The sequence below is a fragment of the Streptomyces sp. RG80 genome, assembly GCF_040446465.1.
Taxonomy (GTDB): Bacteria; Actinomycetota; Actinomycetes; order Streptomycetales; family Streptomycetaceae; genus Streptomyces.
In genome coordinates, this window is record NZ_JBEAAJ010000004.1 from 1 (window position 1) to 25,847 (window position 25,847).

A 25,847-nucleotide genomic window follows, 5' to 3' on the forward strand; every position below is an offset into this window, starting at 1 on the left:
GTTGTGCTCGACGGCGGGCCAGAACTGCGGGTTGTTGGTGAACAGTTCCCGGAAGTTGTCCAGCCCCACCCAGTGGATGGAGTCGAAGCCGATGCCGTCCCAGGTGGTGAAGGCCAGCGCGATCGACGCGAGGGCCGTCACCCAGACCAGGACGACATGCAGGATCGTCGGCAGGGTCGCCATCAGGCCCAGGGTGAGCCGGTCGCGACGGGTCAGGAGCCGGCGGTGCCCGGTGGGCACCTTGCGCGGGGCAGCGCCCGAAGGCGGCGCGACGGGCGCCGCCTTCGGGGACTCGGTGGTGTCGGTGGTCATGTCGCTGCCGATCACGAGGACGCGAAGATGGTCTTCTTCTGGCGCTCGATCGACGAGAGCAGACTGTCGATCCCCTTGGGGTCGCGGATGAACTTCTGGAGCGCGGGCTGCATCACCGTCGAGGTGAAGTCCGGGCGGCTGTCGCGGTCCATGAACTGCGTCAGGTGCTTGGCGCCGGAGATCATCTCGTACGCCTTCTTCTGGAGGGCGCTGTACGAGGAGGTGTCGGCGTTGGACGCGGCCGCGACGACGTTCGGGTCGGACTTGAGGTAGATCTGCTCGGCGGCCGGGGTGCCCAGGTACTCCAGCAGCTTGACCGCGCCGGCCTTGTTCTTCGGGGCCTTGGAGAGCATGAAGCCGTCGGTCGGGGCCTCGACGGTGTCCTGGCCGAACTCGGGGGTGATCTCCGGGAAGGCGAAGAAGTCGAGGTCCTCGCGGTCGGCCTCGTTGGTGAACTGCTGGCCCACGAAGGTGCCCAGCAGGTACATGCCGGCCTTCTTCGACACCAGGGTCTGCGCGGCGTCCTGCCAGGTGCGGCCGACGGCGCCGTCCTGGTGGTAGGGGAGGATCTCGGCCCACAGGTCGAAGGCCTTGCGCACCTTGGCGTCGGTCCAGGAGGCCTTGCCGGCCATCAGCTCGACGTGGAAGTCGTAGCCGTTGGCACGGAAGTTGATCTGGTCGAAGGTGCCGAGCGCGGGCCAGGCGTCCTTGTCACCGAAGGCGATCGGGACGAGCCCGTCCTTCTTCATCTGCTTGCACAGGGCGACCAGCTGGTCCCACGTGGTGGGAACCTCGTAGCCCTTCTCCGCGAAGACGCTCTTGCGGTAGAAGAGCGCCCACGGGTACGTGTACAGCGGCACGAAGTAGTACTTGCCGTCCGCGCCCTTGCTGAGCGCCTTCATCGCGTCGGGGAAGTTGCCCCCGATGGTCTTCCACACGTCGTCGATCGGCGTGGCCAGTCCCTTGCCCGCGAAGAACTGCATGCGGTACCCGGCGAACCAGTTGAACACGTCGTCCGGCGTGCCCTGCAGATACGAGTTGATCTGCTCCTGGAAGGTGTTGTGGTCCTTGGTGTTCACGTCGACCGTGATCCCGGACTGCTTCTTGTAGGCGGCGTAGATGTCCGCGAACGCCTTCTTCGGCACCGCGTCGGACGCGTTCGAACCGACGGTGACGGTCTTCGGGTCGGCCGAGGTGCCGCTGCCGCCACAGGCGCTCAGCAGGGGGATGCCGGCACCGAGAACGGCGGCGCCGCCGATGCCGCGCAGGACGGAACGGCGGCTGGCGGAGGGGAGGGAGAAGTCGGGCATGAACGGCTCCTGAAGGCAGGGTTCGGCCAGGCGGGGAGTGTGTCAAAGTCCGTCGTAACCGATCAGAAATCAACTTGACCGAACACGGTGGCGTAATGACAGCCGCATGTCCTGTCATTGGTCAAGAGATGACGGTCACCTTTGTGGAAACGTGACCGACACATCCAAGATCGTGTTGATCGTCCGAATAGCCTTCGACCCGTCGAACAAGTAGCGATCGTTTCCGGCCACGTCACACGGACGGCCCCACACCCTCGCCGGGGGTATGGGGCCGTCTGAGTGTTGGATTTAGTGGATCTCGACCGTCTTCGTCTCGGTGACCTGGTCGATCTCGGAGACCCGGATCGTCACCTTCATCTCCCAGGTGCCGGCGAGGGGCAGGTCGAGGTCGTCGGTGCCCCAGTAGCCGCCGCGGTCGGTGAGCTTGGCGTCGAGGGGCCCGATGTCCTGGGAGGCCAGGGTGAACGAGAGCCTGACCTCGGGGACGATGGCGAACCCGCCCTGGGCGTCGAGGACCACCGCCTCGACCGTGTTCCGGCCGACCCGCCCGGCGTCCAGGGTGATCTGCACCTGGCCGCGCGCGCCGCCGACCTCGAACGGGACGTAGCTCACGGAGGCGACCGGCAGCCCGGCGGCCGCGGGGCTCTTGGCGGCCTCCTCCTCCGCCCGGCCCGGCAGGGTCCCGGTGAGCACGGTCGTGATCACCAGCACGATCACCCCCACGGTGACCTCGGCGAGGACGGACCGCCGCAGCCCCCGCCGGTCCGGCACCACCGGTTCCGGCTCCGGCTCCGACTCGGACGGCTCGTCGGGCAGCGCCGGCCCGCCCACCGGCTCCGGCACCCGCTCCGGTACGACGGTCCGGGCGCCGGCCGTCGCCAGCCGTACCGTCCACAGCCGCGAGAACCCGGCCGCCGTCAGCAGCACGACCACCGCGATGAGCTTGACGACCAGAAGCCGGCCGTACGTCGTGTCGGTGAGCGCGGACCAGGAGCCGAGGCCGCGCCAGGACTGGTAGACGCCGGTGACGGCCAGGACGGTCACGGAGGCGAAGGCCAGCTTGGAGAAGCGGGCGACCGTGGCCGGCTCCAGGACCGCGGCCCGGGACAGAGTGACGACCAGGGCCGTGAGCCCGCCCAGCCAGGCCGCCATCGCCAGGACGTGCAGCACCGAGGAGGCCATCGCCACGGGCACCTGGATGCCCGCGGAGGCGTGTTCGCCGGCGGCCCAGGTCAGGGCGAGGCCGAGGGCGAGGGCGGCGCCGGCCGCGTAGGAGGACCGGCGGCGCCGGAACAGCCGTAGGAGGAAGACCGCGGTCAGGGCGAGGAGCGCCAGCCGGGCCAGCAGGACCAGGCCCGGGCGGCTCGTCGCCGTCCGTTCGAAGGCGGCGGCGTCGAAGGCCGTCGCGGGGCCCGTACCGGTCTCGTAGGGCGCCCGGAGCACGAACAGTGCGACCGTGGCGCCGAGCAGCGTCCACCAGCCCACACGCAGCAGCCTGGGCAGGATGTTGGCGTCCGCCGGGCGGCACACCGCGAGGAACACGGCCGTGCCGATCAGCAGCGCCACGGCGAGATAGGCCAGATAGCGGGCGATGTTGTAGAGGCCGGCCGTCGCCGGGTTCTCCACGGGCCCCGCGTCCACGGTCACGGCCGTCGCCGAGGGCTCGCCGATGGAGAACGTGAACGCCCCCGACACCGGATGGCTGTCCGCCGAGACGACCCGCCAGGCCACCGTGAAGGTGCCCTCGCCGAGCCCGTCGGCGGGCAGTGCCACCCGGGCGGTGTCGGAGCGTCCCGGCACGTGGTCGGCCTCCCCCGTGCGCACCCGCTCGTTCTTGGGGCTCAGCACGCGGAAGGAGTCGTCGAGCAGACCGACGGACTCCGTGAACGTCAGGGTGATGTGACCGGGTGCGGACTTGAGGACGACCCCGTCCTCGGGGTCGCTGGAGCGGAGAGCGGCGTGGGCCGACGCGGATCCGGCGCCGCCGAAGAGGAGCAGGACCAGCACGGTGCCGACCAGCACCAGGCCTTGAACTCGACGCCGTCGTCGTCCACCGTCACGCTCCATGTCAGTTCCTCAACCCTGGGCTCGCCTCCGGGAGAGGTACGGACGCGGGCGCCGGAACACTCACCACGTGGGCCGCGCGGACATTCCGCCGTCGACGACCAGGTCCTGCCCGGTGAGCCATGAGGCGAGCGGTGAGGCGAGGAACACACAGGCGTCGCCGATGTCCCGCGGGCTGCCGAGGCGTCCCAGGGGCGCCTTGTCCCGCCACCGCCCGACGCCGTCCGGCCAGTCCTCGGCGAGCCCCTCCCGGTCGATGAGCCCGGGCGAGACGCTGTTCACGCGGATGCCGCGAGGGCCGTATTCCAGTGCCGCCGACCGGGCGTGCATCACCACGGCCGCCTTGGACGCGCAGTAGTGGGCGTGCCCGGCGGCCGGGGCGTGCGCCTCGACGGAGGCGATGTGCGTGACGGATCCGCCCGCCATCACCTCGGCCGCCGCCTGCGTACAGGCGAAGACGCTCGTCAGGTTGGTGTCGACGACCTCCCGCCACTCACCGGCCGTCATCCCGGGCAGCGGCCGCACGGGCTGCACCCCCGCGTTGTTGACCAGCGCGGTCAGCCCACCACCCCACGCGGACGCCTCCCGCACCAGCTCCCGGCAGGCGTCCTCGTCCGCGAGATCCGCTTGCAGTACGACGGCCCGGGCGCCCGACTCCCGCACGCGGGAGGCCACTTCCTCCGCCGCCTCCACCGACGTACGGCAGTGCAGGGCGACCGCCGCCGCCCCCTGCTCGGCGAACCGCAGCGCGATCCCCCGCCCGATGCCGCCGCCCGCGCCCGTGACGAGGGCGACCTGTCCTTCGAGGAGTCTCATGGCCGGCACGGTCCCGCGATCCGGTCGGCCTCGGCGGGGTGCTGTGCCTTCCCGGGGGACGCCCCCCGGACCCCCGGCAGAAAAGCAGGTCCGCGAGCACCACCCGTGCGAGCATCGCGAAGCGAACCCACGCGACACGCCCTCGACGCACTGCCCCGCCCGACACCACCATCCACGCCCCTGGCCAGGGCCACCCGTCCTTGGAGAAGTCTCATGGTCGGCACAGTCCCGCGATCCGGTCGGCCTCGGCGGGGTAGCGCGCCGCGAGCGTCTCGAACTCCCCGTGCTCGTAGCCCTCGTAGGTGAATCCGGGGGCCATCGTGCAGCCGAAGAAGGTCCAGTCACCGCGCGGTCTCGCGCCCATCCAGGTGCCGCCGGGGACGGTCAGCTGGAGGTGCTGGCCGGCGAGGACGTCCGGGCCGAGGACGGGGGTGGCGGAGGTGCCGTCCGGGGCCAGGAGGAGCAGGTCCAGGGGGTCGCCGAGGTAGAAGTGCCAGACCTCGTCGCTGGGCAGCCGGTGCAGGGCGGAGAAGTCGCCGGAGGCGAGCAGGGCGACTATGGCCGAGCCCTCCGGCCGGCCGTCCGCGCGCTCGGGGCCCGCCCAGGTACGGCGGAACAGGCCCCCCTCGCGCGGAATCGGCTCCAGTCCGTAATGGGCGACGAGGTCTTCTGGGGTCACCCCGGGAAGGCTACCTCCCGGGTCAGGAAGGCCAGTTGGGCGTGCTTCTCGGGCAGGTACACGTCCGGGATGTCGATCTCCGGCAGCACGACCCGCTCGCCGGCCACGAACCCCTGCCGCAGGAAGCGGGCGATGGCCTTCTCGTTGCGGACGTCGGGGTCGACCACGACCCGCTCGTGGTCCTTGAGGATGTAGTTCGCGACAGCGCCGAGCAGCGCCGACGACCAGCCGTCCCGGGCGCCGCCCGCCCCGGCGGGCGCGAGCAGCAGATGGATGCCGATGTCGCCGGGCTCGACCTCGTAGCACTCGCCGACCCGGTCGGCCTTCGGCTCATAGGTCTGGAGCAGTCCGGCCGGTTCGCCGTCCTTCTCCAGGAGGTAGGCGTGGTGGGTGTCGAGGGTGTCCAGGTGGGCGTAGATCTCGGCCACCTGGTCGCGGGTGAGGCCGTTCATGCCCCAGAACGCGGCGCGTTCCTCGCTGACCCAGCCGTGCAGCACCTCGGCGTCGGCCTGCGGGTCGAGCGTGCGCACCCGGACGGTGCCGAAGCCGGCGACCTCCTGCTCATGGACGTAAAGGTCAGACATCGCTCTCCTTGCTGAGCTGTTCGAAGTCGGTGACGACCGGGACGAGGTCGCCCACCAGCCACAGGGGCAGTTGATCGCGGTGATGCGGTGAGCCCGGCACCCCCGAGGCGCCGAACGGCACCACCCAGCGGCTGTCCTCACGCCGGGCCAGGTCCCACACGTAACGGGCGGCGGGACCGCGCGCGGCCAGGTCGGTCAGACCGGGGACGGCCGAGGTGCACAGCACACAGTCGTGGTCGCCGGACAGCCCGGGCCCGGGGTGCTCCCCGGCCGCCGGGTCCGGCAACGCCCGCCAGGCGAACAGGCGGTGGGTCTCGCCCCAGGTCTCGGCGGGCTTGCCGGCGGCCACCTGCTCGAGGGCCGCGCGGATCTCGGCGGGGCGGTCGACGCCGTACAACTCCTCGGCGCGCAGCAGGTGTTCCAGGGCGTAGCCGATCCGCGGGACCAGGCCGAGCCAGGGGAGGAGGACCTCGGGGTAGGCGGGCGGCGTGGTCAGCGCGGCGAAGGCGGGGTGCGCGGCGAGACGGCGTACGACCGCGCCGCGCACCGCCGAGTAGAGGGCGGCGTCGGTGCTGTCCGCGTCCATGCGGCGGTTCCAGCGCAGCAGGGTGTCCCTGAGCCGGGCGGCCTCGGGGGTCAGGCCTTCCAGGGCGGCGAGGTGGTCCAGCAGGGGCCCGGCGGAGGCGAGGTGGGTGTCCATGTGGATCGCGGGCATGTCGTCCGCGGACCACTTCTCCTTCTCCGCGAGCAGGGCGGCGATACGGTCGGCGCGGTGCGGCGGGGCGAACTCGACGCCGAGCGGGGCGGCCGGGCCCCGCTGGTTGGCCATCACGGCGACACCGTCGGTGAGCCCGGCATGGGCCAGGTCGTGCCAGCCCTCCCACTCGTGCCCGGGCTGCCAGGCGGGGACGATCCGGGTGCGGTTGGCCTCGGACCGCAGCGGCACCCGACCCGCGACCCGGTGCAGCAGCCCGCCCTCGGTGTCGGCGGCCTGCACGACGTTGACCGGTTCGGCCCAGGCGTCGAAGGCCCGGTCCACGTCGGCTACCCGGCGGGCCCGCAGCAGCGGGAGCAGGGTGCCGAAGCCCAGGTCGGCCGTCACACGGGGCGGGATGCGCAGGCTGAGGGCGAGCGGGGTGCCGTCGTCGAGGCCCTCGGGTCCGCCGGCGATCACCGGGCCCCGCTCGGTCTCGATGATCTCGACCTCGACCGGCTCCTCCCCCGCCACCTCGACGGTCTCGGTGTGCCGGGAGGCGCGCGCCCAACTCCCGTCGGGGCCAAGGGCCTCGACACCGGCGCCGGTCCTGCGCAGCCGCTCCTCGTAGAGGTCCTGGTAGTCGGCCATGGCGTTGGTGATGGCCCAGGCGACCGTGCCGGTGTGGCCGAAGTGGGCGATGCCGGGGACGCCGGGGACGGCGAGGCCGACGACGTCGAACTCCGGGCAGGAGAGGTGGATCTGCTGGTAGACGCCGGGGTCCTCGATGAAGCGGTGCGGATCGCCGGCGATGACGGCGTGCCCGGTGACGGTCCGTTCCCCGGCCACCAGCCAGCCGTTGCTGCCGGAGGTGCCGGGGCCGTCGATGGCGAAGAGCCCGACGGCCTCCTCGCCGAGGTGCTTGACGGCCTGCTCGCGCCAGAGCTTGGCGGGGAAGCCGGCGAACAGGATGTGGGTGGCGAGCCAGACGCCGAGCGGGGTCCAGGGCTCCCAGTGACCGGGGGTGCCGAGCGGCAGGGTGGCCTCGCCGAGGCCTTCGTTGACCCCGTCGACGTACGCCCGTACCCAGTCGGCGGTCTCCGGGTCCGTTCTCTCCAGGTTCGCGAAGCAGCGTCTCGCGGTGTCGTCGAGGCGGGCCCGTCTGATGAAGCGGTCCCAGGGCAGGGCGTCCACACCGAGGAGGGCGGCCGAGGTGCCGCGGGCCCGGTGCCGCTCGACCTCCAGCTGCCAGGCCCGGTCACGGGCGGTGACCCGGCCCTGGGCACGGGCGAGTTCGCGCACGCTGTCGGCACGCAGATGCGGGACACCCCAGGCATCCCGGTAGATCTCGGCGCTCACTCTGGGTCTCTCCTGTGCTTTAGGTTAGGCTCACCTAAGTAATCGGTGGTGAAAGCGTACGCGAGAGGTGAAGACACGATGGCGCAGGGGCACGGCTGGGAGGGCGCGGTCCTCAGACTGCTGCGGGCGAAGGACTACGTCTTCACCGTCACCGGCGCCGAGGACGTCACCGCGAGCTACCGCCGCGTGCACCTCACCGACGGCGGCATGCTGGCCGCGACCGGCGTCCACCCCACGATGTGGGTCCGCCTATGGTTCTCCCACGCGGGCAAACCGCACCAGCGGGCGTACACCCTGGTCGACCCGGACCCCGCGACCGGCACCTTCAGCCTGGAGTTCGCCCTCCACGAGGGGGTGGCCAGCGACTGGGCACGCACGGCGAAGCCCGGCGACACCGTCGAGGCCACGGTCCACGGCACCGGCTTCGAGAACCCCGACCCGGCACCGACGCGCGTCTTCGCGATCGGCGACCCGGCGTCCCTGCCCGCCATCAACTCCCTGCTGGACGCCCTGGACTCGTCCCCCGCGACCATCTGGTTCGAGGGCCCCACCGCCGGCCTCCCCTTCCGCACCGACCCCACCCGCCACGACCTCCGCGAGTCCACCGCCCTGGTCGACGAGGTCAAACGAGACCTCCCCGACCTCCTGCGGACCCACCCGGACGCATACGTCTGGATCGCCTGCGACACCGCGACGACCCGCACCCTCGCCGCATACGTCCGCAAGGACCTCGGCGTCCCCAAGGACCGGATGCACGCACTGGGGTACTGGCGGGCCGCCTGACGTACAACCGTTCGTGGGGCTCGTGTGTCATGCGGGACGTCTGTTGTCTCCACCCGCATCGAGGAGTCCCGTTGCGCAGAGCTGTCACCGCGGCCACCGTGCTCGCCGCGGCCACCGCCGTCACCCTCACCCCGGTGACGTCGTCCGCCGCTGCCCCGTACAAGGGCGCCAACACGGCCGCCGTGCAGGACGACTTCAACGGTGACGGGTACCGGGACCTGGCGGTCGGGGCGCCGAACGCGGCCAACGGCACAGTGGAGGAGGCCGGTTCGGTCGTCGTGCTGTACGGCTCGAAGTCCTCGGTGAGCGCCACCCGCCGGACCGTCATCACCCAGGCGACCGCAGGCGTCCCCGGCGACCCGGAGAAGTGGGACGAGTTCGGCAGGACCGTGACCAGCGCCGACCTCGACCGGGACGGTTACGCCGACCTGATCGTCGGCACCCCGCACGAGGACGTCGGCGGCGCCGAGGCGCGGGGCGCCGTGACCGTCGTGTGGGGCGGACCGAACGGGCTGAAGGGCGGTGCGAGCATCGCCCCGCCGGCCGGCTTCGGCGAGGACAGGACGTATTGCCGCTTCGGCATGTCCGTGGCCGCCGGTGACACGAACGGCGACGGCGCCCCCGAACTCGGCATCGGCTCCGGCTGCAGCGCGGCTTCCTACAGCGGCCCCTTCACCCGCGCCGGCAAGCCCGCCGCGCAGTACCTGGAGTGGCGTGAGAACGCCCGCGGCGTGGTGATGGGCGACGTCGACGGCGACGGCAGGGCCGAGCGCTTCTACCTCGCCGGCCCGACCGACGGCGACATCCGCGGACCGGTGACCCTCGACGCGGGCGCACCGGACCCCGAGAACTACTCGGCCAACCAGGGCATCGAACTCCCCTACGCCGACGGCCACGCCGGCCAGATCGGCGACGTGAACGGCGACGGCTACGGTGACCTCGTCACCGGCGTCTCGGGCGACGAGTCCCACTTCAACGAGCCCGGCGCCGCCCGCAAGGGCGGCGAGATCCAGGTGCTCTACGGCAGCGCCCAGGGCATCACCGCCGACCAGCGCCCCAAGGTCTTCCACCAGGACACCGCGGGGGTGCCGGGCACCGCGGAGTGGGGTGACTGGTTCGGCCAGTCGCTGAGCGTCGGGGACGTGAACGGCGACAGGTACGCCGACGTCCTCGTCGGCTCCCCCTACGAGGCCGTGGGCGCCCGCGAGGCCGCCGGTACGGCCGTCCTGCTGCGCGGCTCGGCCGCAGGCCTCACCACGGCCAAGGCCGCCGGATACACCCAGGACACGGCGGGTGTGCCCGGCACCGTCGAGAAGGGCGACCAGTTCGGGGCGGCCGTCCACCTCGCCGACCTCACCGGGGACGGCAAGGCCGAGACGATCGTCGGGGCACCCACCGAGAACAGCGACGGCTGCCTGTGGATCGCCCGCGGCTCGGCGTCCGGCCCCGTCCTGGCCGGCTCGGTGAACCTGTGCGGCAAGAGCGCCGGGATCACCCCGCGCGGTGTGAAGGGCTACTTCGGCGCGGCCCTGACCAGTCCCCACGTGGAGATGTGAGCGCACCGGGGGCATGATCGGGGTCATGGACGTCACCCTTCACCTCGCCCAGGACCCCGAGGCCGACGAGCTGCTCGGGCGCTCCCCGCTCGCCGCGCTGGTCGGAATGCTGCTGGACCAGCAGGTCCCGATGGAGTGGGCGTTCAAGGGACCCCGCACCATCGCGGACCGGCTCGGCGCGGACGACCTGGACGCGCACGAGATCGCCGCACAGGACCCGGAGGCCTTCGCGGGCCTGCTCTCGGAGAAGCCCGCGGTGCACCGCTACCCCGGCTCCATGGCCAAGCGGATCCAGCAGCTGTGCCAGTACCTCGTCGAGCACTACGACGGCAGCGCCGAGCTCGTCTGGAAGGGCGTCGACGACGGGCGCGAGCTGCTCAAGCGCCTGGAGGCGCTGCCCGGCTTCGGCAAGCAGAAGGCGCAGATCTTCCTGGCCCTGCTGGGCAAGCAGCTCGATGTACGGCCCAAGGGCTGGCGGGAGGCCGCGGGCGCGTACGGCGAGGCCGAGTCCTTCCGGTCCGTCGCCGACATCACGGGCCCGGAGTCGCTGACGAAGGTACGGGCGCACAAGCAGGAGATGAAGGCGGCGGCGAAGGCCGCGAAGGCGGGCGGCAAGTAAGCCGTTCGGCCCGTCCCACCTCGCGGGGCCGTCGTACGCGGTCCCAGCATGGACCATGACCGAGGCACCGCGCGGCTCCACCTGGGGGCCCGAGTACGACGACCGCAAGGTCCACGCGCAGCAGCGCGTCCATGAGCCCGAGCCGCCCTTCGAGGGACCCCTGCACGCCCTGTCCAGGGCGGCCTGGCAGGTGGTCCTGGTCACCGGCCTCGCCTCCCTCGTCCTGGGCGTCCTCGTCCTGGTCTGGCCGGGCTCCACGCTGCTCGCCACCGGCATCCTGTTCGGCGTCTATCTCGTCGTCAGCGGCGTCTTCCAGCTGGTCTCGGCGTTCGGCACGCACAAGACCACCGGGTTGCGCGTACTCGCCTTCATCAGCGGGGCCCTGTCGATCCTGCTGGGCCTGTTCTGCTTCCGCGGCCCCATGCAGTCGATCCTGCTGCTCGCCCTGTGGATCGGCATCGGCTGGCTGATCCGCGGCATCACCCAGACCCTGGCCGCCGCCTCCGACCCGTCGATGCCCGCCCGCGGCTGGCAGATCTTCCTCGGGGTCGTCACGTTCGTCGGCGGGATCGTGCTGATCGACTCGCCCTTCGAGTCGGTCGCCGTCCTCACCGTGGTCGGCGGGATCTGGCTGGTCGCCGTGGGCGTCGTCGAGATCGTCACCGCCCTGCGAATGCGCGGACGGGCCGCACAGGTGCCCCGCACGGTGTGAGTAACCCGTGCGAGCGGATCTGACGGACGACGCGATGAACCTCGTACTCCCCGGGGCAGACCAGCAATCATGAGCAGCACCAGAACCTGGCTCCGCGCCTTCGTCCTGCTGCTCGCGCTGCTCGTGCCGGGCGCCCACGCCGGGGCGCACGCCGCCACCGCCGTCACACCGCTCGTCTCCGCGGAGTTCGTCGAGTACGACGTCCTCGGCACGGCCCTGCGGCCACCGGCGCGCAGCGCCCTCCGCCCCGCCGCACCCCTGCGCCCGGCACCCCACCCCCGACCGGCGTCCCGCGTCCCGGCCGGCCCGGCCTTCCCGGCGCCGCCGCACCCGTCGTACGCCCCGCACACCCCGCGCTCGGTGGTCCTGCGCTGCTGACCGGGCCTTGCACACGAGGCCGTTTCAGCAACGAACGCGAGGAGTACGACCACCATGCCCATCGACCCGTACGCCGTCCTGCGCGCCCTGCTGCGCGCCGAGGCCGCCCGCAACGCGCCCAAGCCGCAGGTCACCACGGAACATAAGCCGCCGGCCAAGGAGGTCAAGCGCGGCTGATCCCGGGGCGGAGGCGGGGCCCTACGGGGTCATCGCCTCCGCCGTGCCGTTCCGAAGATCGAGCGGCTGATCTCACGGCCGATCTGCGTCCCCAGCGACCGGGCGAGGGACTTGAACACCCCACTGCCGGCGACCTGTTCGACCACCGAGGGCTGTTCCTTCGCCTTCGGCTTCGGCTTCGCCTCCTTGGGCGGGGCCGTCATCTCGTCCGGGCCCTTCGCCCCGCGCGACGCGTTCAGCTTCTCGTACGCCGACTCCCGGTCCACAGCCTGTGCGTATCGCCCGTGCAGCGGCGAGGCCTTGACCGCGCTGTCGAGGACAGCGGGGTCGACCGGGCCCATCAGGGACTCCGGGGCCCGCAGCCGGGTCGCGGCGACGGGCGTCGGGGCGCCCTTCTCGCTGAGCACGGTGACCACGGCCTCCCCCGTCCCGAGCCCGGTGAGCAGCTCCTCCAGGTCGTACGCCGAGTTCGGGAAGGTCTTCACCGTCGCCTTCAGCGCCTTCTGGTCATCCGGGGTGAAGGCCCTGAGCGCGTGCTGGACGCGGTTGCCGAGCTGGGCGAGGACGTCGGCGGGTACGTCCTTCGGGGTCTGCGTCACGAAGAAGACGCCGACCCCTTTCGAGCGAATCAGCCGCACGGTCTGTGTGATCGAGTCCAGGAACGCCTTCGAGGCGTCGTTGAAGAGCAGGTGCGCCTCGTCGAAGAAGAAGACGAGCCTGGGCTTGTCGGCGTCGCCGACCTCCGGCAGATCGTGGAACAGATCCGCCAGCAGCCACATCAGGAACGTCGAGAACAGCTGCGGTCTGTCCTGCACGGCGGGCAGTTCGAGCACGGAGACCATGCCGCGCCCGTCCTCGGCCGTACGCAGCAGCTCCTTCGTGTCGAACTCCGGCTCCCCGAAGAAGTCGGCCATGCCCTGCGCCTCGAAGGCGGTCAGGGAGCGCAGGATCACCCCGGCCGTGGCGGTCGAGAGCCCGCCGATGCTCTTCAGCTCCGGCTTCCCCTCGTCCGAGGTCAGGAAGGTGACGACCGCCCTGAGGTCCTTGAGGTCGACGAGTTCGAGGCCCTTGCTGTCGGCGTAGTGGAAGACCAGGCCGAGGGACTGCTCCTGGGTCTGGTTGAGCCGGAGCACCTTCGACAGCAGCAGCGGGCCGAAGTCGGTGACGGTGGCCCGTACGGGAACGCCGTGGCCGATGCCGCCGAGGGCGTAGAACTCGGCCGGGAAGCCGGTCGCGGTCCACCGCTGGTGGACGTCGGCGGCACGGGCCTTGATTCTGTCGTTCGTGGTACCGGGGGCCGAAATACCGGACACGTCCCCCTTGATGTCCGCGAGGAAGACGGGCACCCCCTGCGCCGAGAGCTGCTCGGCGATCAGCTGGAGCGTCTTGGTCTTGCCGGTGCCGGTGGCGCCCGCGACCAGTCCGTGCCGGTTCAGCATCGGGAGCGGGATCCTGACCTGTGCGTCCGGCAGACACACCCCGTCCCACAGGAGGGCGCCGAGATCGAGGGCGGGCCCGGTGAAGGCGTACCCGGCGGCGATCTCCAGAGCCTCCTTCGGGAGGGCCGGGGCACTGCCCGGGGCCTCGGGAGCGGCGGCCTGCGGCATGGTCTCGCTGTCACTCATCTCAGGCACCTGTTCCGGTTTGCCCCCTATTACGGCATCTTTTCCAGCATCACACTCCGTCGCCATGGCTGCGCCCGGAAGGTCTTGACCGGTAGGCTTTCCGTGTGATCTTCAAGCGCATCGGAAACGGCCGGCCATACCCCGACCATGGCCGGGAAAGCACCCGGCAGTGGGCGGACGTCGCGCCGCGCCCGGTCCGCCTCGATCAGCTGGTGACGACCAAGGGCCAGCTCGACCTGGAAACCCTGCTCGCCGAGGACTCCACGTTCTACGGCGACCTCTTCGCGCACGTCGTGAAGTGGCAGGGCGACCTGTACCTCGAGGACGGCCTCCACCGCGCGGTACGAGCGGCGCTCCAGCAGCGCCAGGTGCTCCACGCGCGTGTGCTGGAACTGGACTGAGCGGCGGATTTGTAAAGGGTTGGCCCTTTCGGGTTCACCTGACCCGAATCCAATGATCATTTAGTAGGCATCACCGCCCGGGCGCACTACGCTGCGCCCATGAGCATGCTGACTCCCCCAGGCATGGGCGGCAAATACCGGATCACGGGGGACAAGTACCCGCGCATGCGACGACCCCGGCGGCGTGGCCGACTCGTGGTCGCGCTGGTGGGCTCGGTCGCCGCCCTCGGTCTGGTCGGCTGGGGCACGCTGCAGCTCATCGACGTCTTCACCGGCAACGGCGACGAGGCCTCGGCGGCCGGCCCCACGGCGGACTGCGCGACCAAGGCGTCCCCGTCGGCCTCGGCCTCGGCGTCCACCGCCGCGTATCCCAAGCCGGCCCGGATCACCGTCAACGTCTTCAACGCCACGCCGCGCGCGGGGCTCGCCAAGAAGACCGCCGACGAGCTGAAGAAGCGCGGCTTCAAGATCGGCGACGTGGGCAACGCGAGCGCCGAGTTCGACAAGAAGGTCAAGGGCACGGGGCTGCTGCTCGGCCCCACGTCCGCCGTGAGCACCTCGCTGCCGGTCCTCGGCACGCAGCTCGCCGGCGCGGAGGCCCGCCCCGACGGCCGCAAGGGCACCGACGTGGACCTGATCATCGGCACCGGGTTCAAGTCCCTCACGCCGAAGGCGGCGGCGGACAAGGCGCTGGCCGCGCTGGGGAAGCCGCAGCCGACGCCCAGCAGTTCGAAGAAGGCCTGCTGAGGCGCGCCCCAAAGGGGCGCGGGGAACTGCGCGACCAGCCACATCGAGCCGGCAGTCGCGCTGGTTCCGCACCCCTACGGCGAAACGGCGTCCTTACTCCGCAGCTCCGTAAAGACGATCGCCCGCGTCCCCCAGCCCCGGCACGATGTACCCGTGGTCGTTGAGGTGGTCGTCGACGGCCGCCGTCACGACGGTGACCGGCGTCCCCGCCAGCTCGCGCTCCATCAGCTCCACACCCTCCGGCGCGGCGAGCAGCACGACCGCGGTCACATCGTCCGCGCCGCGCTTGATGAGCTCGCGGATCGCCGCGACCAGCGTGCCGCCCGTGGCCAGCATCGGGTCGAGGACATACACCTGGCGGCCGGAGAGGTCCTCCGGCATACGCGTGGCGTACGTGGACGCCTCCAGCGTCTCCTCGTTGCGGATCATGCCCAGGAAGCCCACCTCGGCGGTCGGCAGCAGCCGGACCATGCCGTCGAGCATGCCGAGGCCGGCCCGCAGGATCGGCACCACCAGGGGGCGCGGGTAGGAGAGCTTGACGCCGGTCGTGGTGGTGACCGGGGTCGTGATGTCGACCGCCTCGGTGCGCACGTCCCGCGTGGCCTCGTAGGCGAGCAGGGTGACCAGCTCGTCGGCCAGCCGGCGGAAGGTCGCGGAGTCGGTGCGCTGGTCGCGCAGCGTGGTGAGCTTGTGAGCGACCAGGGGGTGGTCGACGACATGGAGACGCATGTCCACAACATTAACCGGGCCCACCGCCCCCGGCGTCCCGTGCGGCGCCAAACCCCAAGTCACCCGTCCGCTGGCATCAAACCCCCCGTCGGAGGGAAAGTGGGAGGGACGCAACGGGGTGGTGAGCAGATGCCGAACCAGGAGTCACGCGAGTCCTACGAGGACACCGCACGGCAGGAGACCGACGCCGAGCGCCGACGGCGCCGGGCCCAGTTCCTGCGCGACCTCGCCGAGGCCCGTGAGCTGCGGGACCGCGTCCAGCCCCGGCGCGCCAAGACGGCCCGGCTGCGCCACGCGATGCGCATGCGCACCTTCCGCTGGTAGGCCGACCCGCCCTCTTCGGGCTCCCGCGTACGTTCTCACCGCCCCGGCCGCGTACGATCCCGCTGGTGGACGATCAAAACGGGCGGACACAGGGTGCCGAAGACGTCCCCTGAACGCTCCGTTTCTGCCACGATTCCGAGTGGGCGGGGCTCGGAGCCAATGCCTTACCGCCCACAACCTCCGCCGGGGGGACCCCCAACCGGCACGCCTATGACCAGTGGGAGAGTCACGGTGTACTTCGCCGCACTGCTCGCGCGCACCGAAGACGGGTGGGAAGCGAGCGACAAAGAGCTCGACGACGTGGAGACCCTGTCGGATCTGGCCGACCTGGCCCGTGAAGCCTCACCCGAGGACGACACGGTGCTGGTGCTGATCGAGCAGGAGGACGCCTGGTTCGGCGTCGTCCGCATCGACGGCGAGGAAGACCCACGCATCTACGTCTCGGACGCCGCCGCCGCTGCCCGCAGCAGTTACGGCGAGATCCTGCTCACCGACGAACTGCTCGGAAGAGAGCCCGGGGACGACGAGACCGACCTGGACGCCCTCGACCTCGACGGCACCGAGGACGGTGAGGACGAGGAGGACGACGACGGCACCGAGGGCGGCGGCTCCGCCGAGGCCGTGCCGCACGGTCCGGTGGGCGACCCCGGGATCCTCGACGACCTGGGCGTCAGCGAGAAGGAGCTGAAGTCCCTGTCGGAGGACGCGCTCGGCGAGATCGCCGAGGCCCTGGGCGCCTCGGAGGTCCTGGAGACCGTCCGCTGACCGTGCACACCACCGAGGGTCCCCCGGACCCGGTACGCGACCGTTGGCGGGCCGCGATGCGGCTCGCCCTGGACGAGGCCGGACGGGCCGGTCCGGACGTCCCCGTGGGGGCCGTCGTACTGGCCCCGGACGGCACCACCGTGCTCGGCGCCGGGCACAACGAACGCGAGGCGGTCGGCGACCCGACCGCCCACGCGGAGGTTCTCGCCGTCCGGCGGGCCGCCGCGGAACTCGGCGAGTGGCGGCTGACCGGCTGCACGCTCGTCGTCACCCTGGAGCCCTGCACGATGTGCGCGGGAGCCCTGGTGCAGTCCCGTGTGGACCGGGTCGTCTACGGCGCCCGCGACGACAAGGCCGGTGCGGCCGGCTCCCTGTGGGACGTCGTACGCGACCGGCGCCTCAACCACCGTCCCGAGGTGATCGGGGGCGTGCTGGCCGAGGAGTGCGCGGCCCTGCTCACGGCCTTCTTCCGATCCCGGTAATACCGATTTCAGAGCACGCCCCACCTTGCTGTAATGTCTCCCTCGGTAGCGTGTCCGAGCGGCCGAAGGAGCTCGCCTCGAAAGCGAGTGTGGCGCAAGTCACCGAGGGTTCAAATCCCTCCGCTACCGCAGGTAGACGAAGGGTCCGGCTCAATGAGCCGGACCCTTCGCGCATCTCCGTCTCAGTTTCCGTCTCAGTTAGTCGCCCGGAAGCAAAAAATTAAGCTGTCGAGGCATCCAGCCGCCCTCTACTCTGCTCGCGTGGATCGTGACTGGATGCGGCAACGCCTGGAGGCGTTCGACGCGCTCGTGACCAAGTACCTGACAGCGAGGGGACCAACCTCATACGTCCTCTCCTCCGACCGCCCGCAGCCGGTCAACCCTGAAGTTCGCGTACTCCGGACTGAGATGTTCAAAGCGGAGCCCACGATCAGGAAGATCCTCAGTTGTCTCGATCCTGAGCTTACGAAGGACATCGATCTCGAACGTTCGAGCGGGCAGCACGTAGCCAGGAACCAAGTTCGCCGGGCCCTTGGAATGCTCGACGACATGGACGAGTGGGCAACGCGTCTGACGCCAGACGCTCCCGCACTTTCCGCCGACCAGTTCCACCCATGGGTGTGGGACGCTGCTCGCACCCTGTGGGAGTCCGCGCACTATCGAGCTGCCGTTCACGCCGCCGCTACGTCGATCAATGCCCACCTACAGACCAAAGTGGGTCGCCGTGATCTGGCGGACGCCAAGCTCGTTCAGGAGGCTCTGAGTGACAAGCCACCCGAGCCAGGCAAACCCCGACTTCGGATTCCGGGTGATCAAACAGATCCAGGCGTCCTGACACGGCAGCGTGGCGCCCTGCAGCTCGGTCAAGGGGCCTACTTCGCGCTCCGAAACCCTGCCGCCCACGAAACAGGCGACTTGGGAGAGCAAGAGGCATTGGAGCAGTTGGCCACGTTCAGCGTGGTTGCGCGGCTCATCGATCAGTGCCAGGTCGTGACGTAAACGGATGGGGGCAGATCAAGAGACCTGCCCCCATTGCTTCAGCCTGCCGGTGCGAACACCCCGGCGGCTCCGTCGTCGTCATCGGTCGGCCCGTGCGCGGCAGGCTTCCAGATGAGTCCGTCGACCTGTCGAGCGACATCGTTCCGGACCGAGTCCACCATGTGCTGGTACCGCGCGGCCATGGCCGTGGTGGACCATCCCATGAGCCCCATCACAGCCCGCTCCGAGACTCCGAGGATCAGCAGGACCGTGGCGGCGGTGTGCCGAGCGTCGTGCAGTCGGCCGTCCCGGACCTTCGCATCTTCGAGCAACTCCTTCCAGTCGTCGTAGTCCGTACGCGGTGACGTCCCCTTGCCAGTCGGCGTAGCGAACAACCATCCCTCGTCGACCCAGTCGTCTCCAGCCGACGCCCGTTCGGCATCCTGCTTGGTCCGGTGGGCCCGCAGCAGATCCACAAGTTGTGCAGGGAGTCCGACCGCGCGGCGCCCCGCACGAGACTTCGTGTCGGCAGTCTCGGGGTTCGTCCGCAGACGCTGCGGGCAGTAACCCGCCTGCCTGCCACAGGAGTCACCGCACCCATGGGCATAGCGCGGGCGGCGGCGACTCCGACGGACCATCAGGATGCCCCGGCCAAGGTCCACATCGGCCCACTTGAGGCCCAGCGCCTCCCCCTGCCTTAGACCGAGGGCGAGCGCCACGGCCCAGCGCGCGGAGTTCCGGTGGTTGTCCGCCGTCTGCAGGAGCCGCTGCACCTCTTCCACGGTGTACGGCTCCACTTCCTCTTCCCGGACGCGGGGCGCCTTGGCGAGTTGGACGGGGTTCCGTCCGAGGTGGCCGCGCCGTACCGCCTCGTTCAGCGCGGTGCGGAAGGTCCGGTGGATCTGGTGAATCGTCCCTGCCTTACGGCCGTCGGCATGCATGTTCCCGTAGAAGCGCTCGATGTGCTCCGGCCTGAGCTTGTCGAGCCGGTGGGCGCCAAGTGCCGGGATCAGGTGCTTTCGCACGGCCACGCCGTAACCGACCATGGTGTTCTCGTTCACCGCGAGCGGCGCGATGGTGTCGACCCAGTGGGTCAACCAGGTCTTGACTGTCCAGGGCTTTCCGGGCTTGGCCAGGGTCTTGGCCTCACGCTGCTTCTCCAGTTCGCGGACGGCGGCCGTGACTTCGGCGCGTGTCTTGCGTTCGACGTGCCGGCGGTCGGGCCGTCCGTCGTCGCGGATGCCGACGGTCACGCGGCCGTGCCACTTGCCGTCGCTCCCTTCGTAGATCGAGCTGCGACCGTTGGGCTGCCGGGTGCGCTTCTTGTCTTCCGCCACGGGCGGTCTCCTTTGAGTGAAACGACCGGAGCGCCACCCCGGTATGGGTGGCGCTCCGGCGAGCGAGGTGGATCAGACTGCGTGCTGCTGAGTGCGGAGCCGTGCGAGGTAGGCGGCGGGGGCATCGGCGGGGACGCGTCGAAGTCCACCGATCAGGTGGGACTCCAGCTCGCCGGAACGAATGAGGGCGTAACAGGTGGTCCTGCCGACGCGGAGTCGGCGAGCGGCTTCCTCGACTTTCAGAAACACGAGGGTGGGGTCCGTGCTCTCGTCGAGCCGGACTGCGTCCACGCCAGCGATGCTCATGCGGATCTCCTCGGGGCAGTCCTTCGGGGGGCCTCTCTGAGGGGCGCTACTTCCGCTACCGCCGCTACCGCGCAGGTCAGGGGCCTGCTGGAGGTAGCGGGAAGGGGTAGCGGTAGCGGATGGGTAGCGGGGCGGTAGCGGCAACCGGCCCCGGTTGCCGCTACCGCGTTGTTGCTGGTCAGGCCGCGTTTTCGGTGCCGGGTAGCGGAGGTAGCGGACTTTCCGGGGGTGGGGGGCAGTAGCGCGCCCACGCGTCCCAGAGATCGGCTGCGTGGTAGCCCTTGAGGACGCTTCCGGCGGTCTTGATGTTGCGGGAGGCGATCGGCTCGTTGTCGGCCGTCATGTACTCCGCGAGCATCTTGGACAGGCGCCGGTTGTCGAACGGCTTGCCGTGCAGGTCGGCCCAGGGGGCGTCATCAAGGGCGTTGAGCCGGTCCAGGATGGCCACGGTGGGCAGGCGGTCGATGCCGACCAAGACGTGATCACGCAGATCGGTCAGCAACCGGACCCCGAGACTGCCCTTGTCGTTGGACTTGGACGCGGTCACCAGCGTCACGCACGCGGCGCGGGCCCGCTCGGGCCAGTCACCGCCTACTGCGTCGGCGATGGCCAGCAGGGGTTCCCACACGTCTGCCGGCCGGTCGGTGACCCCGTCGGGCATCTCCGGCCACGCGCCCATGACGAACCCTCGGGCGTGTTCGGCCCATTGGGCGAGCCGGTCTCGCAGCTTGTGCCCCTGCGTTTCGTGGAGTCGGGCGCGGAAGGCTTCCACGCGTTCGTTGCGGGCTCGTCGGCGCATGCGGATGACGACGGACCGGGTCATGATCGTGTCGGGCAGGTTGCCGAGTCCTGCGACGGCGACCGCGCAGTAGGAGGGGAAGGCTTGCACCGTCTGGTTGCCGCCGTCGCCGATGCACCGGTAGGTGACCCCGGTCCGGCGGTGACCAGCGTTGAGGAAGCCGCGTAGTTCCTCGTTGTCGCCTGCCTTGGGTCCGAAGACCGTGTCGATCTCGTCGAACAGGATCGTGGGCCGTCCGTTGGGGTTGGACACCGACCGGAACAGGGCGGCGGCGGAGGCGTTCACGGCCGTCATGGGCGCGGGGACGAGGGTTTCCACGACCTCCAGCGCGCGGGACTTGCCCGAGCCCGGTTCCGGGGAGAGGAACGCCAGGCGGGGTGTGGAGTCGAAGCAGTCCAGCAGGTGGGCGTGGGCGTCCCACAGCGCCACGGCGACGTAGGCAGCTTCGTGGGGGAAGACGTTGAAGCGACGGTGGAAGGCTTCCACCTCGTGAAGCAGCTCGGCCCCGTCAATGGTGGAGGTCATGCGGCGGCCCTTCCTTCCTGTGCGGGGGTGGTGCCGTGCGGGCAGACACCGACGCGGACGCGGGTGGTGAGTTCGATGACGGACGACTTGCCACGGGCGCGTTCGTGGTGCCCGCAGGAACACAGCCAGTCCGCGACCGGCGGGCTGGTGAACTGGACCTGGAGACCCGGCCAGATGCCGGTGACGATGACCGTGTCCGGGTCAGAACGAAGAGCAGCAGAAAGGACGCCCTCACGGGCGACGACCTTCGGCACGCCCACGACCGGTGCGGGCGAGGCAAGTTCGGCGACCGGCCCCCCACTCGCCGGGGGTTGGCCTTCCAAGGGGGAGGAGCCGGGGGCGTTCATACCGCCTCCCGGGGCCGGGCCTTGCGGATGGAGCTGTCCAGGGCACTGCGGATCGTGGCGCGGCACTCGGCAGCGGTGAGTCCCCGCTCCACTCCCGCCCCTTGGAAGGCCTCCTCCACCACGTGTCGGGGAATGTCGCCCCACGCCACGAAGCGCCCCACCTTGAAGGCGCACCGGTTGAGCGTGGTGTTGCGCTGCTTGTCCGGCGCTGCGGACACGACGGCGCACTCTGCTTCCAGCGCGGACAGGGCCGCACGGCCAGCATCGACCGCAGGAGGCTTCAGCGGCCCCGCAGAGCGCACGGGGACGGGTTGCAGGATGGCTTGTAGCCATTCGGGGAGCGGAGCCACTACAGAGCTGCTGACGGCTTCGTACGTTCCGATGTCGTTGGTGCTGCCCGCAGCGACGACGTAGCCGCCCCATGCCCGTGTGTCGACCAACTCGCCAATGGTTCCTGCGGTGTTGGCCAGCCAAACACCGTTGGGGGCGGTGAAGTACAGGTGCGTCCCGCCACTCGCAGTCCGCACCCGGTAGGTGGCGGGGACGGCGTGCCCGGCGCGCTCGCAGAGCGCCCCGAAGGTCGCCGCGCCGCAAGGCGCGTCCGAACTGCCCTTGTCCTTGGGCATGTCGAGGTCGATGACCACCAGTCCGGAGGTGCCGGTGGCGATGCCGACGTTGAACGGCGCCTGTGACCACGCCGCTTGGATGCGGTCGGGGTCGGTGGTGGCGCGCTGCTCCCACTTCCGGTGCCCGCCCGTGCACTCGCCGGTGCGGGTGCAGGACTTCTCGCCGTGCAGGGCGGGCCGCTTGGTGCCGGGACGGAGAGGGAAGACGTGCCAGCCGCGTGCGGCGGCATCCAGCGCGGCGCGCAGCAGCGCTAAGCGGGGGTCTTGGGTCATGCTGGAGGTCTCCAGTTCCTTGATGGGTGACTGGCTGACAAGGGCGGCCCCGGACTTTGGCGAGACGGGGGCCGCCCTTGGCGTAACTACTGCTGGTTGTTGGTCTTGGCCCAGATGCCGCGCGTGGTGGTGGACACGGTGCGCTGGTCCTGGTGGACGGGCCCGATGTAGTGGTGGTGAACGTCCGGCGCCGGTTTGGCCCGCGCGGCGAGCCGGGCGAGGGCGAGCACGAGAGCAGTCGGCGCGCCGAAGACGAGCCCGCACACGATGGGGTCGGCGAACTGGGACACGTACATGAGCACCGCGGCGGTGCCGCCGACCATGGCGGTGGTGGTGCCGCCGGCAAGCATGAGGACGCTCGCGTCGGTGGCGCCCTGACTCATCGGGGGCCGTCCGGGCTGGGCGACGGGCGGGGCGTCGCCGCGAGTGGGAAGCGGGGTGTGGTCGCGGTAGGCGGTGGGCCGGTAGGCATCGTCGATGATCCGACGGGCCTCGGCCTTGGCCTGGATCTCGCTCAATCCGGCGGTCGTGGGGGCGGGTTGGGGGGTGGTGTCGGGGTGCATGCGGAATCCCTTCCGAAACGGGGTCAGGGAGGCGGAGGCACCCCCTTGGGGGTGCGCTGTGGAGGGGGTTTTCGGGGTCTGACCTGGCGTGCCTCCCTGCCTCCCTGAACGATCATTCGTGCAGGTCAAGGCCAGGGAGGCGGGTCAGGGAGGCGGTCAGGGAGGTCTCCCTGCCTCCCTGACCCGGCACACGTTGGCTCCCTGCCGTCAGGAGGCAGAAGCGGAACCCTCGTCGTCGCGGTTGGCGAGGGCGCGGGCGAGCCGGTCGCGGCTGACGACCATGACCCCGTCGGACTTGTAGGCGATGTCCGGCCCGTCCGGCGCAGCGTCGTCGAGGACGCGCTTGAGGTCGTTGAACGACCAGTCGCCGTAGGCGTCTTCGTCCAGGATCGCGAGCCGGTGCAACACGTCCTTGGTCCGCACCCTCGCCGCGTCGCCGACCACGCGCACGATGTCGGCGAGCCGGTCACGCTCCTCGCCCCGCTCGATGACGGTGAGGGTGGCGACGCCGTCGCGCAGGGCCTTGGCGCGGGCGGTGATGGCCTTGGCCGCGTCGTCGTCGACGTAGTGCGTGCGCACCGTGATGGATGCCTGTCCGGCCGGGATCTCGATCCCGGAGGAGGCCACGACCAGCGTTCCCTGATCCAGACCCGGACGCAGCAGGTTCGGCGCGGCGCCGCCGTCGACGGCCTTGTCACCGAGCGCCATGCGGGCCTGAGACTCCGTGCCCAGGGCGAGGGAGGCACGGGTGTGGGCGCCCTCGCGGACCAGCTTGGGCAGGTTCTCGTTGGTCGGGTCCTGGGTGCCCTGCCACATCAGCACGTTCACGGCACGGCCCTGGTTGTGGATTTTGCGGACGGCCATGAAATAGCGGGAGTTGGCCTTGGAGCCGCCGTAGGGGCGCTTCTCGTCGTCCTTGGCCGGGCACATGAACGCCACCTGCGCCTCGTCCACCAGCACGATCAGCGCCGGGAACTGCGTTCCCGGCGGGGCCTGGATGCGGCGGTTCATCTCCGACACGGCGCCCTCGACCATCTCGGTCACCTGGACCACGTGCTCATCGGTGGGCCCCTGGATCAGGGTGGCGGCCACGCCGTCGAACATGTTCCAGTCGCCGACGCCCTTGAGGTCCCCGATCAAGAACTGCACCGACTTGTCCAGGGCGAGCCAGAGGGCGAGGGAGCGCAGGGCGACGGTCTTGCCCTGGTTCGACAGACCGGTGATGAGCAAGTGGCGCTGATACAGGCTGAGCAGGGCGGCATCCCCGCGCAGGTCCTGCCCCCAGGGGGCACGGCCCTTGGCGTAGTCGGCGGTCATCGTCTCGTCCGTCACCAGCGGCGAGGGACCGATCGGCTCGTCCAGCGCGCCGGAGTCGGCGATCCACAGCCGCACCGTGCGGGCTGCCGGCGGCAGGGTGATGAACACCTCGTGCTCGTGCCGGGTCAGGTTCTCCGCCAGCTTGCGGCGCCGGGTCTGCACCTCGTTCGTCGACACCCCCGACGGGAGCGTGACGTCGACTTCGACCCCGCATCCGGCGATGGTGATCGGGCCGAGCATGGACGCGCCCGCATCCCCCATCTCCTTGATGGCGGTGCGCATCGCCGGTATCCCCAGGTCGCGCAGGGCCTTGACGACGATGGACGGGGTGATCGGCTCGCCCTCGCCGGAACGGATGCTGGCGGGCAGTGCCCACTGCGGGGCAGCCTGCTGGTGACGGCCCACGCCCCACATGCCCAGCAGCGCGAACAGCGGGCCGAGGATCAGGGCCGGACCCCAGACGATCTGCACGATCCGGATCAGCAGGCCGAGGAAGTCGACGGTGGCCGCGAGCGGGGTGACGACGTCGGCGGCATCCTTGTTGTTGATCGCCATCACGATGCCGAGCGCGACCAAAACGCCGATGCTCATCCCGGTGCCCACGGCCACGCCCTTGGCGATGTCGACGGGCGTGTGAAGCAGGTCCATGCGGCGGCGGTGGCGGGCCTCACGGAAGCGCTGGAGACGCTCCTCCCACTCCTCCGCCAACTCCGTATTGCCCGCGGCTTCGGCGGCGCGGAGCATGCGCTCATAGCGGGAGCCTGTCTTGCCGTCCCAGGCCCGACGGGCCACGATCCGGCCCCCGTTGACCGTGTAGAGGCTGTGCCGGGCCATCGCGCGGGCGACGGTCGTGGTCCGCTCGTGCGTGGCCAGCGACCGGACCGCACGGCCCGAGCGGACCCACAACGGCACCAGCGGCGCGTCCGGGGTGTCGGGCACGGCGGCCAGCGGGATCGGCGGCGTGCCGTGGCCCTCGGGGTCAGGGGTGGGGTCCTTGTAGAGGTGAACGACGTTCTCAGACATGCTGGAACTGCTCCTGACTGCCCCAACAGGGGCGGGAGTTGAGGGATGCTCCGGGGTGGCCGGTCCTGGCAGACGAGGGCCACCCCGGGGCAGCAGACGGTGAGCCCTGCTCACCGGGACTTCTAGGACGCCCGGGTCGGGCAGCCGTTGTGCAGGTGGTCCAGGCACGGCTTGCAGTCCTCGCGCGGCTTGAGGCGGCGGTGGATGCTGCGGTCGTGGGCGTGCTGCCAGCACTGCGGGCACTCGCCCGCAGGGGTCGGCTTCACCACAGCCACCCCCCGGCGGACTTCTTCGCGGCCTTGGCGGTCGCGGCCTCGGTCTCGATGCGCTTGCGCTCCATCTGCAACGCGAGCAGCTCAGCGGTCAGCCGGGACAGGGCCGACTGCCACGCCGACTCAAGGTTCCGTTCCGCGCGCCCGGTGCTCTTGCCGCGGGTGACCTTGTAGCCGCCGCCGACCAGGGCGCGGGCGATCTGGCCCCGCTCGGAGCTGGTCAGCGGCCACATCTCCTCGTTGTGGACCGCTTCGATCTTGCGCTGGGTGGCCTGGATTTCCTTGTCCAGGCGCCGGGTGTCGGGCTTGGCCATGGTCAACCCCTCCTGGGGGACGTGTCGTTGAGGCTGGCGTGCAGGACGGCG

General features: G+C 70.7%; 29 protein-coding genes, 1 tRNA gene and 1 pseudogene. 13 read left to right on the forward strand and 18 right to left on the reverse strand.

All coding sequences use genetic code 11. The features are described from left to right. From ABKA17_RS13960 to ABKA17_RS13990, 7 genes and pseudogenes are all read right to left on the reverse strand, one after another. Positions 1 to 312 (reverse strand): annotated as a pseudogene (locus ABKA17_RS13960) (sugar ABC transporter permease); the annotation flags it as partial. Between the two features lie 11 nt (positions 313 to 323). Continuing rightward, entirely contained in the window at positions 324 to 1,622 is a 1,299-nt protein-coding gene (locus ABKA17_RS13965; protein ID WP_353692349.1) for an ABC transporter substrate-binding protein, read from the reverse strand. A gap of 288 nt (positions 1,623 to 1,910) precedes the next feature. Beyond that, positions 1,911 to 3,644: a copper resistance CopC/CopD family protein gene (locus ABKA17_RS13970; RefSeq protein WP_353692987.1), complete on the reverse strand. Its 1,734-nt coding sequence runs from the start codon at positions 3,642 to 3,644 to the stop codon at positions 1,911 to 1,913. Between the two features lie 105 nt (positions 3,645 to 3,749). Continuing rightward, positions 3,750 to 4,502, reverse strand: coding sequence for an SDR family NAD(P)-dependent oxidoreductase (locus ABKA17_RS13975; protein WP_353692350.1), 753 nt, complete (start codon positions 4,500 to 4,502; stop codon positions 3,750 to 3,752). A gap of 211 nt (positions 4,503 to 4,713) precedes the next feature. Then, entirely contained in the window at positions 4,714 to 5,181 is a 468-nt protein-coding gene (locus ABKA17_RS13980; protein ID WP_353692351.1) for a cupin domain-containing protein, read from the reverse strand. Next, positions 5,178 to 5,765 (reverse strand): GNAT family N-acetyltransferase, encoded by a 588-nt coding sequence (locus ABKA17_RS13985; protein ID WP_353692352.1) that lies wholly within the window; start codon positions 5,763 to 5,765, stop codon positions 5,178 to 5,180. The genes ABKA17_RS13980 and ABKA17_RS13985 overlap by 4 nt, the downstream gene beginning before the upstream one ends. After that, a complete protein-coding gene (locus ABKA17_RS13990; RefSeq protein WP_353692353.1) occupies positions 5,758 to 7,818 on the reverse strand; it encodes a penicillin acylase family protein in 2,061 nt (686 codons plus the stop codon). The genes ABKA17_RS13985 and ABKA17_RS13990 overlap by 8 nt, the downstream gene beginning before the upstream one ends. Positions 7,819 to 7,896: 78 nt before the next feature. Here ABKA17_RS13990 and ABKA17_RS13995 point away from each other — a divergent pair, with 78 nt between their 5' ends. The 6 genes from ABKA17_RS13995 to ABKA17_RS14020 all read left to right on the forward strand — a co-directional run bounded on the left by ABKA17_RS13995 (position 7,897) and on the right by ABKA17_RS14020 (position 12,043). After that, positions 7,897 to 8,601: a siderophore-interacting protein gene (locus ABKA17_RS13995; protein ID WP_353692354.1), complete on the forward strand. Its 705-nt coding sequence runs from the start codon at positions 7,897 to 7,899 to the stop codon at positions 8,599 to 8,601. A gap of 71 nt (positions 8,602 to 8,672) precedes the next feature. Next, positions 8,673 to 10,157 (forward strand): hypothetical protein, encoded by a 1,485-nt coding sequence (locus tag ABKA17_RS14000; protein ID WP_353692355.1) that lies wholly within the window; start codon positions 8,673 to 8,675, stop codon positions 10,155 to 10,157. A 25-nt stretch (positions 10,158 to 10,182) separates the two neighbouring features. After that, complete coding sequence (locus ABKA17_RS14005) at positions 10,183 to 10,776, forward strand: HhH-GPD-type base excision DNA repair protein (RefSeq protein WP_353692356.1); 594 nt, start codon at positions 10,183 to 10,185, stop codon at positions 10,774 to 10,776. 55 nt (positions 10,777 to 10,831) lie between these two features. Next, the gene (locus ABKA17_RS14010) at positions 10,832 to 11,488 is read left to right on the forward strand and encodes an HdeD family acid-resistance protein (RefSeq protein WP_353692357.1); all 657 of its coding nucleotides are present in this window, start codon (positions 10,832 to 10,834) and stop codon (positions 11,486 to 11,488) included. Between the two features lie 69 nt (positions 11,489 to 11,557). Then, positions 11,558 to 11,866 (forward strand): hypothetical protein, encoded by a 309-nt coding sequence (locus ABKA17_RS14015; RefSeq protein WP_353692358.1) that lies wholly within the window; start codon positions 11,558 to 11,560, stop codon positions 11,864 to 11,866. Between the two features lie 54 nt (positions 11,867 to 11,920). Beyond that, positions 11,921 to 12,043, forward strand: a complete 123-nt coding sequence (locus tag ABKA17_RS14020) for a hypothetical protein (protein ID WP_353692359.1) — start codon at positions 11,921 to 11,923, stop codon at positions 12,041 to 12,043. A gap of 29 nt (positions 12,044 to 12,072) precedes the next feature. On the opposite strand, the gene ABKA17_RS14025 is transcribed toward ABKA17_RS14020, so the two are convergent. Then, the gene (locus ABKA17_RS14025) at positions 12,073 to 13,668 is read right to left on the reverse strand and encodes a helicase HerA-like domain-containing protein (protein ID WP_353692360.1); all 1,596 of its coding nucleotides are present in this window, start codon (positions 13,666 to 13,668) and stop codon (positions 12,073 to 12,075) included. 104 nt (positions 13,669 to 13,772) lie between these two features. Between ABKA17_RS14025 and ABKA17_RS14030 the strand changes: the two genes are divergently transcribed. Both ABKA17_RS14030 and ABKA17_RS14035 read left to right on the forward strand, forming a co-directional pair. Beyond that, entirely contained in the window at positions 13,773 to 14,069 is a 297-nt protein-coding gene (locus tag ABKA17_RS14030; RefSeq protein ID WP_003999914.1) for a type II toxin-antitoxin system VapB family antitoxin, read from the forward strand. Positions 14,070 to 14,168: 99 nt separating this feature from the next. Continuing rightward, positions 14,169 to 14,816 (forward strand): LytR C-terminal domain-containing protein, encoded by a 648-nt coding sequence (locus ABKA17_RS14035; protein WP_353692361.1) that lies wholly within the window; start codon positions 14,169 to 14,171, stop codon positions 14,814 to 14,816. A gap of 93 nt (positions 14,817 to 14,909) precedes the next feature. On the opposite strand, the gene upp is transcribed toward ABKA17_RS14035, so the two are convergent. Then, on the reverse strand, positions 14,910 to 15,545 hold the full coding sequence (gene upp / locus ABKA17_RS14040; protein WP_353692362.1) for a uracil phosphoribosyltransferase: 636 nt from the start codon (positions 15,543 to 15,545) through the stop codon (positions 14,910 to 14,912). Between the two features lie 129 nt (positions 15,546 to 15,674). Between upp and ABKA17_RS14045 the strand changes: the two genes are divergently transcribed. The 5 genes from ABKA17_RS14045 to ABKA17_RS14065 all read left to right on the forward strand — a co-directional run bounded on the left by ABKA17_RS14045 (position 15,675) and on the right by ABKA17_RS14065 (position 18,115). Beyond that, entirely contained in the window at positions 15,675 to 15,869 is a 195-nt protein-coding gene (locus ABKA17_RS14045; RefSeq protein WP_353692363.1) for a hypothetical protein, read from the forward strand. A gap of 231 nt (positions 15,870 to 16,100) precedes the next feature. Next, entirely contained in the window at positions 16,101 to 16,634 is a 534-nt protein-coding gene (locus tag ABKA17_RS14050) for a tRNA adenosine deaminase-associated protein (protein WP_353692988.1), read from the forward strand. Positions 16,635 to 16,690: 56 nt separating this feature from the next. Further along, positions 16,691 to 17,116, forward strand: coding sequence for a tRNA adenosine(34) deaminase TadA (gene tadA, locus ABKA17_RS14055; RefSeq protein WP_353692989.1), 426 nt, complete (start codon positions 16,691 to 16,693; stop codon positions 17,114 to 17,116). Between the two features lie 44 nt (positions 17,117 to 17,160). Further along, positions 17,161 to 17,245: transfer RNA gene (locus ABKA17_RS14060), tRNA-Ser, on the forward strand. A gap of 132 nt (positions 17,246 to 17,377) precedes the next feature. After that, positions 17,378 to 18,115: a TIGR02391 family protein gene (locus ABKA17_RS14065; RefSeq protein WP_353692364.1), complete on the forward strand. Its 738-nt coding sequence runs from the start codon at positions 17,378 to 17,380 to the stop codon at positions 18,113 to 18,115. 38 nt (positions 18,116 to 18,153) lie between these two features. Here the strand turns inward: ABKA17_RS14065 and ABKA17_RS14070 are convergent, their stop codons facing one another. The 9 genes from ABKA17_RS14070 to ABKA17_RS14110 form a co-directional block, all read right to left on the reverse strand. Beyond that, on the reverse strand, positions 18,154 to 19,431 hold the full coding sequence (locus ABKA17_RS14070; RefSeq protein WP_353692365.1) for a tyrosine-type recombinase/integrase: 1,278 nt from the start codon (positions 19,429 to 19,431) through the stop codon (positions 18,154 to 18,156). Positions 19,432 to 19,503: 72 nt separating this feature from the next. Then, positions 19,504 to 19,737, reverse strand: coding sequence for a helix-turn-helix domain-containing protein (locus ABKA17_RS14075; RefSeq protein WP_353692366.1), 234 nt, complete (start codon positions 19,735 to 19,737; stop codon positions 19,504 to 19,506). Between the two features lie 178 nt (positions 19,738 to 19,915). Beyond that, positions 19,916 to 21,061: a DUF3631 domain-containing protein gene (locus tag ABKA17_RS14080; protein WP_353692367.1), complete on the reverse strand. Its 1,146-nt coding sequence runs from the start codon at positions 21,059 to 21,061 to the stop codon at positions 19,916 to 19,918. Continuing rightward, entirely contained in the window at positions 21,058 to 21,408 is a 351-nt protein-coding gene (locus ABKA17_RS14085) for a hypothetical protein (protein WP_353692368.1), read from the reverse strand. Before ABKA17_RS14085 ends, ABKA17_RS14080 begins: the two co-directional genes overlap by 4 nt. Continuing rightward, positions 21,405 to 22,307: a bifunctional DNA primase/polymerase gene (locus tag ABKA17_RS14090; RefSeq protein WP_353692369.1), complete on the reverse strand. Its 903-nt coding sequence runs from the start codon at positions 22,305 to 22,307 to the stop codon at positions 21,405 to 21,407. Before ABKA17_RS14090 ends, ABKA17_RS14085 begins: the two co-directional genes overlap by 4 nt. Before the next feature lie 86 nt (positions 22,308 to 22,393). Continuing rightward, positions 22,394 to 22,870: a hypothetical protein gene (locus tag ABKA17_RS14095; protein ID WP_353692370.1), complete on the reverse strand. Its 477-nt coding sequence runs from the start codon at positions 22,868 to 22,870 to the stop codon at positions 22,394 to 22,396. Between the two features lie 207 nt (positions 22,871 to 23,077). Next, on the reverse strand, positions 23,078 to 25,210 hold the full coding sequence (locus tag ABKA17_RS14100; RefSeq protein ID WP_353692371.1) for an FtsK/SpoIIIE domain-containing protein: 2,133 nt from the start codon (positions 25,208 to 25,210) through the stop codon (positions 23,078 to 23,080). Positions 25,211 to 25,332: 122 nt separating this feature from the next. Then, positions 25,333 to 25,476 carry a pRL2-8 gene (locus ABKA17_RS14105; protein ID WP_353692372.1) on the reverse strand — a complete coding sequence of 48 codons (144 nt, stop codon included), beginning with the start codon at positions 25,474 to 25,476 and terminating at the stop codon, positions 25,333 to 25,335. Then, on the reverse strand, positions 25,473 to 25,796 hold the full coding sequence (locus ABKA17_RS14110) for a hypothetical protein (protein WP_353692373.1): 324 nt from the start codon (positions 25,794 to 25,796) through the stop codon (positions 25,473 to 25,475). The genes ABKA17_RS14105 and ABKA17_RS14110 overlap by 4 nt, the downstream gene beginning before the upstream one ends. Between the last annotated feature and the right edge of the window lie 51 nt (positions 25,797 to 25,847).

Bases quoted from the DNA above. Each gene is read 5' to 3' on its own strand.
- ABKA17_RS13995 (WP_353692354.1), top strand. From the start codon at position 7,897: ATGGCGCAGGGGCACGGCTGGGAGGGCGCGGTCCTCAGACTGCTGCGG.
- tadA (WP_353692989.1), top strand. From the start codon at position 16,691: ATGCGGCTCGCCCTGGACGAGGCCGGACGGGCCGGTCCGGACGTCCCC.
- ABKA17_RS14045 (WP_353692363.1), top strand. From the start codon at position 15,675: ATGCCGAACCAGGAGTCACGCGAGTCCTACGAGGACACCGCACGGCAG.
- ABKA17_RS14015 (WP_353692358.1), top strand. From the start codon at position 11,558: ATGAGCAGCACCAGAACCTGGCTCCGCGCCTTCGTCCTGCTGCTCGCG.
- ABKA17_RS14095 (WP_353692370.1), bottom strand. From the start codon at position 22,870: ATGCACCCCGACACCACCCCCCAACCCGCCCCCACGACCGCCGGATTG.
- ABKA17_RS14100 (WP_353692371.1), bottom strand. From the start codon at position 25,210: ATGTCTGAGAACGTCGTTCACCTCTACAAGGACCCCACCCCTGACCCC.
- ABKA17_RS14020 (WP_353692359.1), top strand. From the start codon at position 11,921: ATGCCCATCGACCCGTACGCCGTCCTGCGCGCCCTGCTGCGCGCCGAG.
- ABKA17_RS14090 (WP_353692369.1), bottom strand. From the start codon at position 22,307: ATGACCCAAGACCCCCGCTTAGCGCTGCTGCGCGCCGCGCTGGATGCC.
- ABKA17_RS13965 (WP_353692349.1), bottom strand. From the start codon at position 1,622: ATGCCCGACTTCTCCCTCCCCTCCGCCAGCCGCCGTTCCGTCCTGCGC.
- ABKA17_RS14010 (WP_353692357.1), top strand. From the start codon at position 10,832: ATGACCGAGGCACCGCGCGGCTCCACCTGGGGGCCCGAGTACGACGAC.
- ABKA17_RS14080 (WP_353692367.1), bottom strand. From the start codon at position 21,061: ATGACCTCCACCATTGACGGGGCCGAGCTGCTTCACGAGGTGGAAGCC.
- ABKA17_RS14075 (WP_353692366.1), bottom strand. From the start codon at position 19,737: ATGAGCATCGCTGGCGTGGACGCAGTCCGGCTCGACGAGAGCACGGAC.
- ABKA17_RS14085 (WP_353692368.1), bottom strand. From the start codon at position 21,408: ATGAACGCCCCCGGCTCCTCCCCCTTGGAAGGCCAACCCCCGGCGAGT.
- ABKA17_RS14005 (WP_353692356.1), top strand. From the start codon at position 10,183: ATGGACGTCACCCTTCACCTCGCCCAGGACCCCGAGGCCGACGAGCTG.
- ABKA17_RS14025 (WP_353692360.1), bottom strand. From the start codon at position 13,668: ATGAGTGACAGCGAGACCATGCCGCAGGCCGCCGCTCCCGAGGCCCCG.
- ABKA17_RS14110 (WP_353692373.1), bottom strand. From the start codon at position 25,796: ATGGCCAAGCCCGACACCCGGCGCCTGGACAAGGAAATCCAGGCCACC.
- ABKA17_RS14035 (WP_353692361.1), top strand. From the start codon at position 14,169: ATGAGCATGCTGACTCCCCCAGGCATGGGCGGCAAATACCGGATCACG.
- ABKA17_RS13985 (WP_353692352.1), bottom strand. From the start codon at position 5,765: ATGTCTGACCTTTACGTCCATGAGCAGGAGGTCGCCGGCTTCGGCACC.
- upp (WP_353692362.1), bottom strand. From the start codon at position 15,545: ATGCGTCTCCATGTCGTCGACCACCCCCTGGTCGCTCACAAGCTCACC.
- ABKA17_RS13975 (WP_353692350.1), bottom strand. From the start codon at position 4,502: ATGAGACTCCTCGAAGGACAGGTCGCCCTCGTCACGGGCGCGGGCGGC.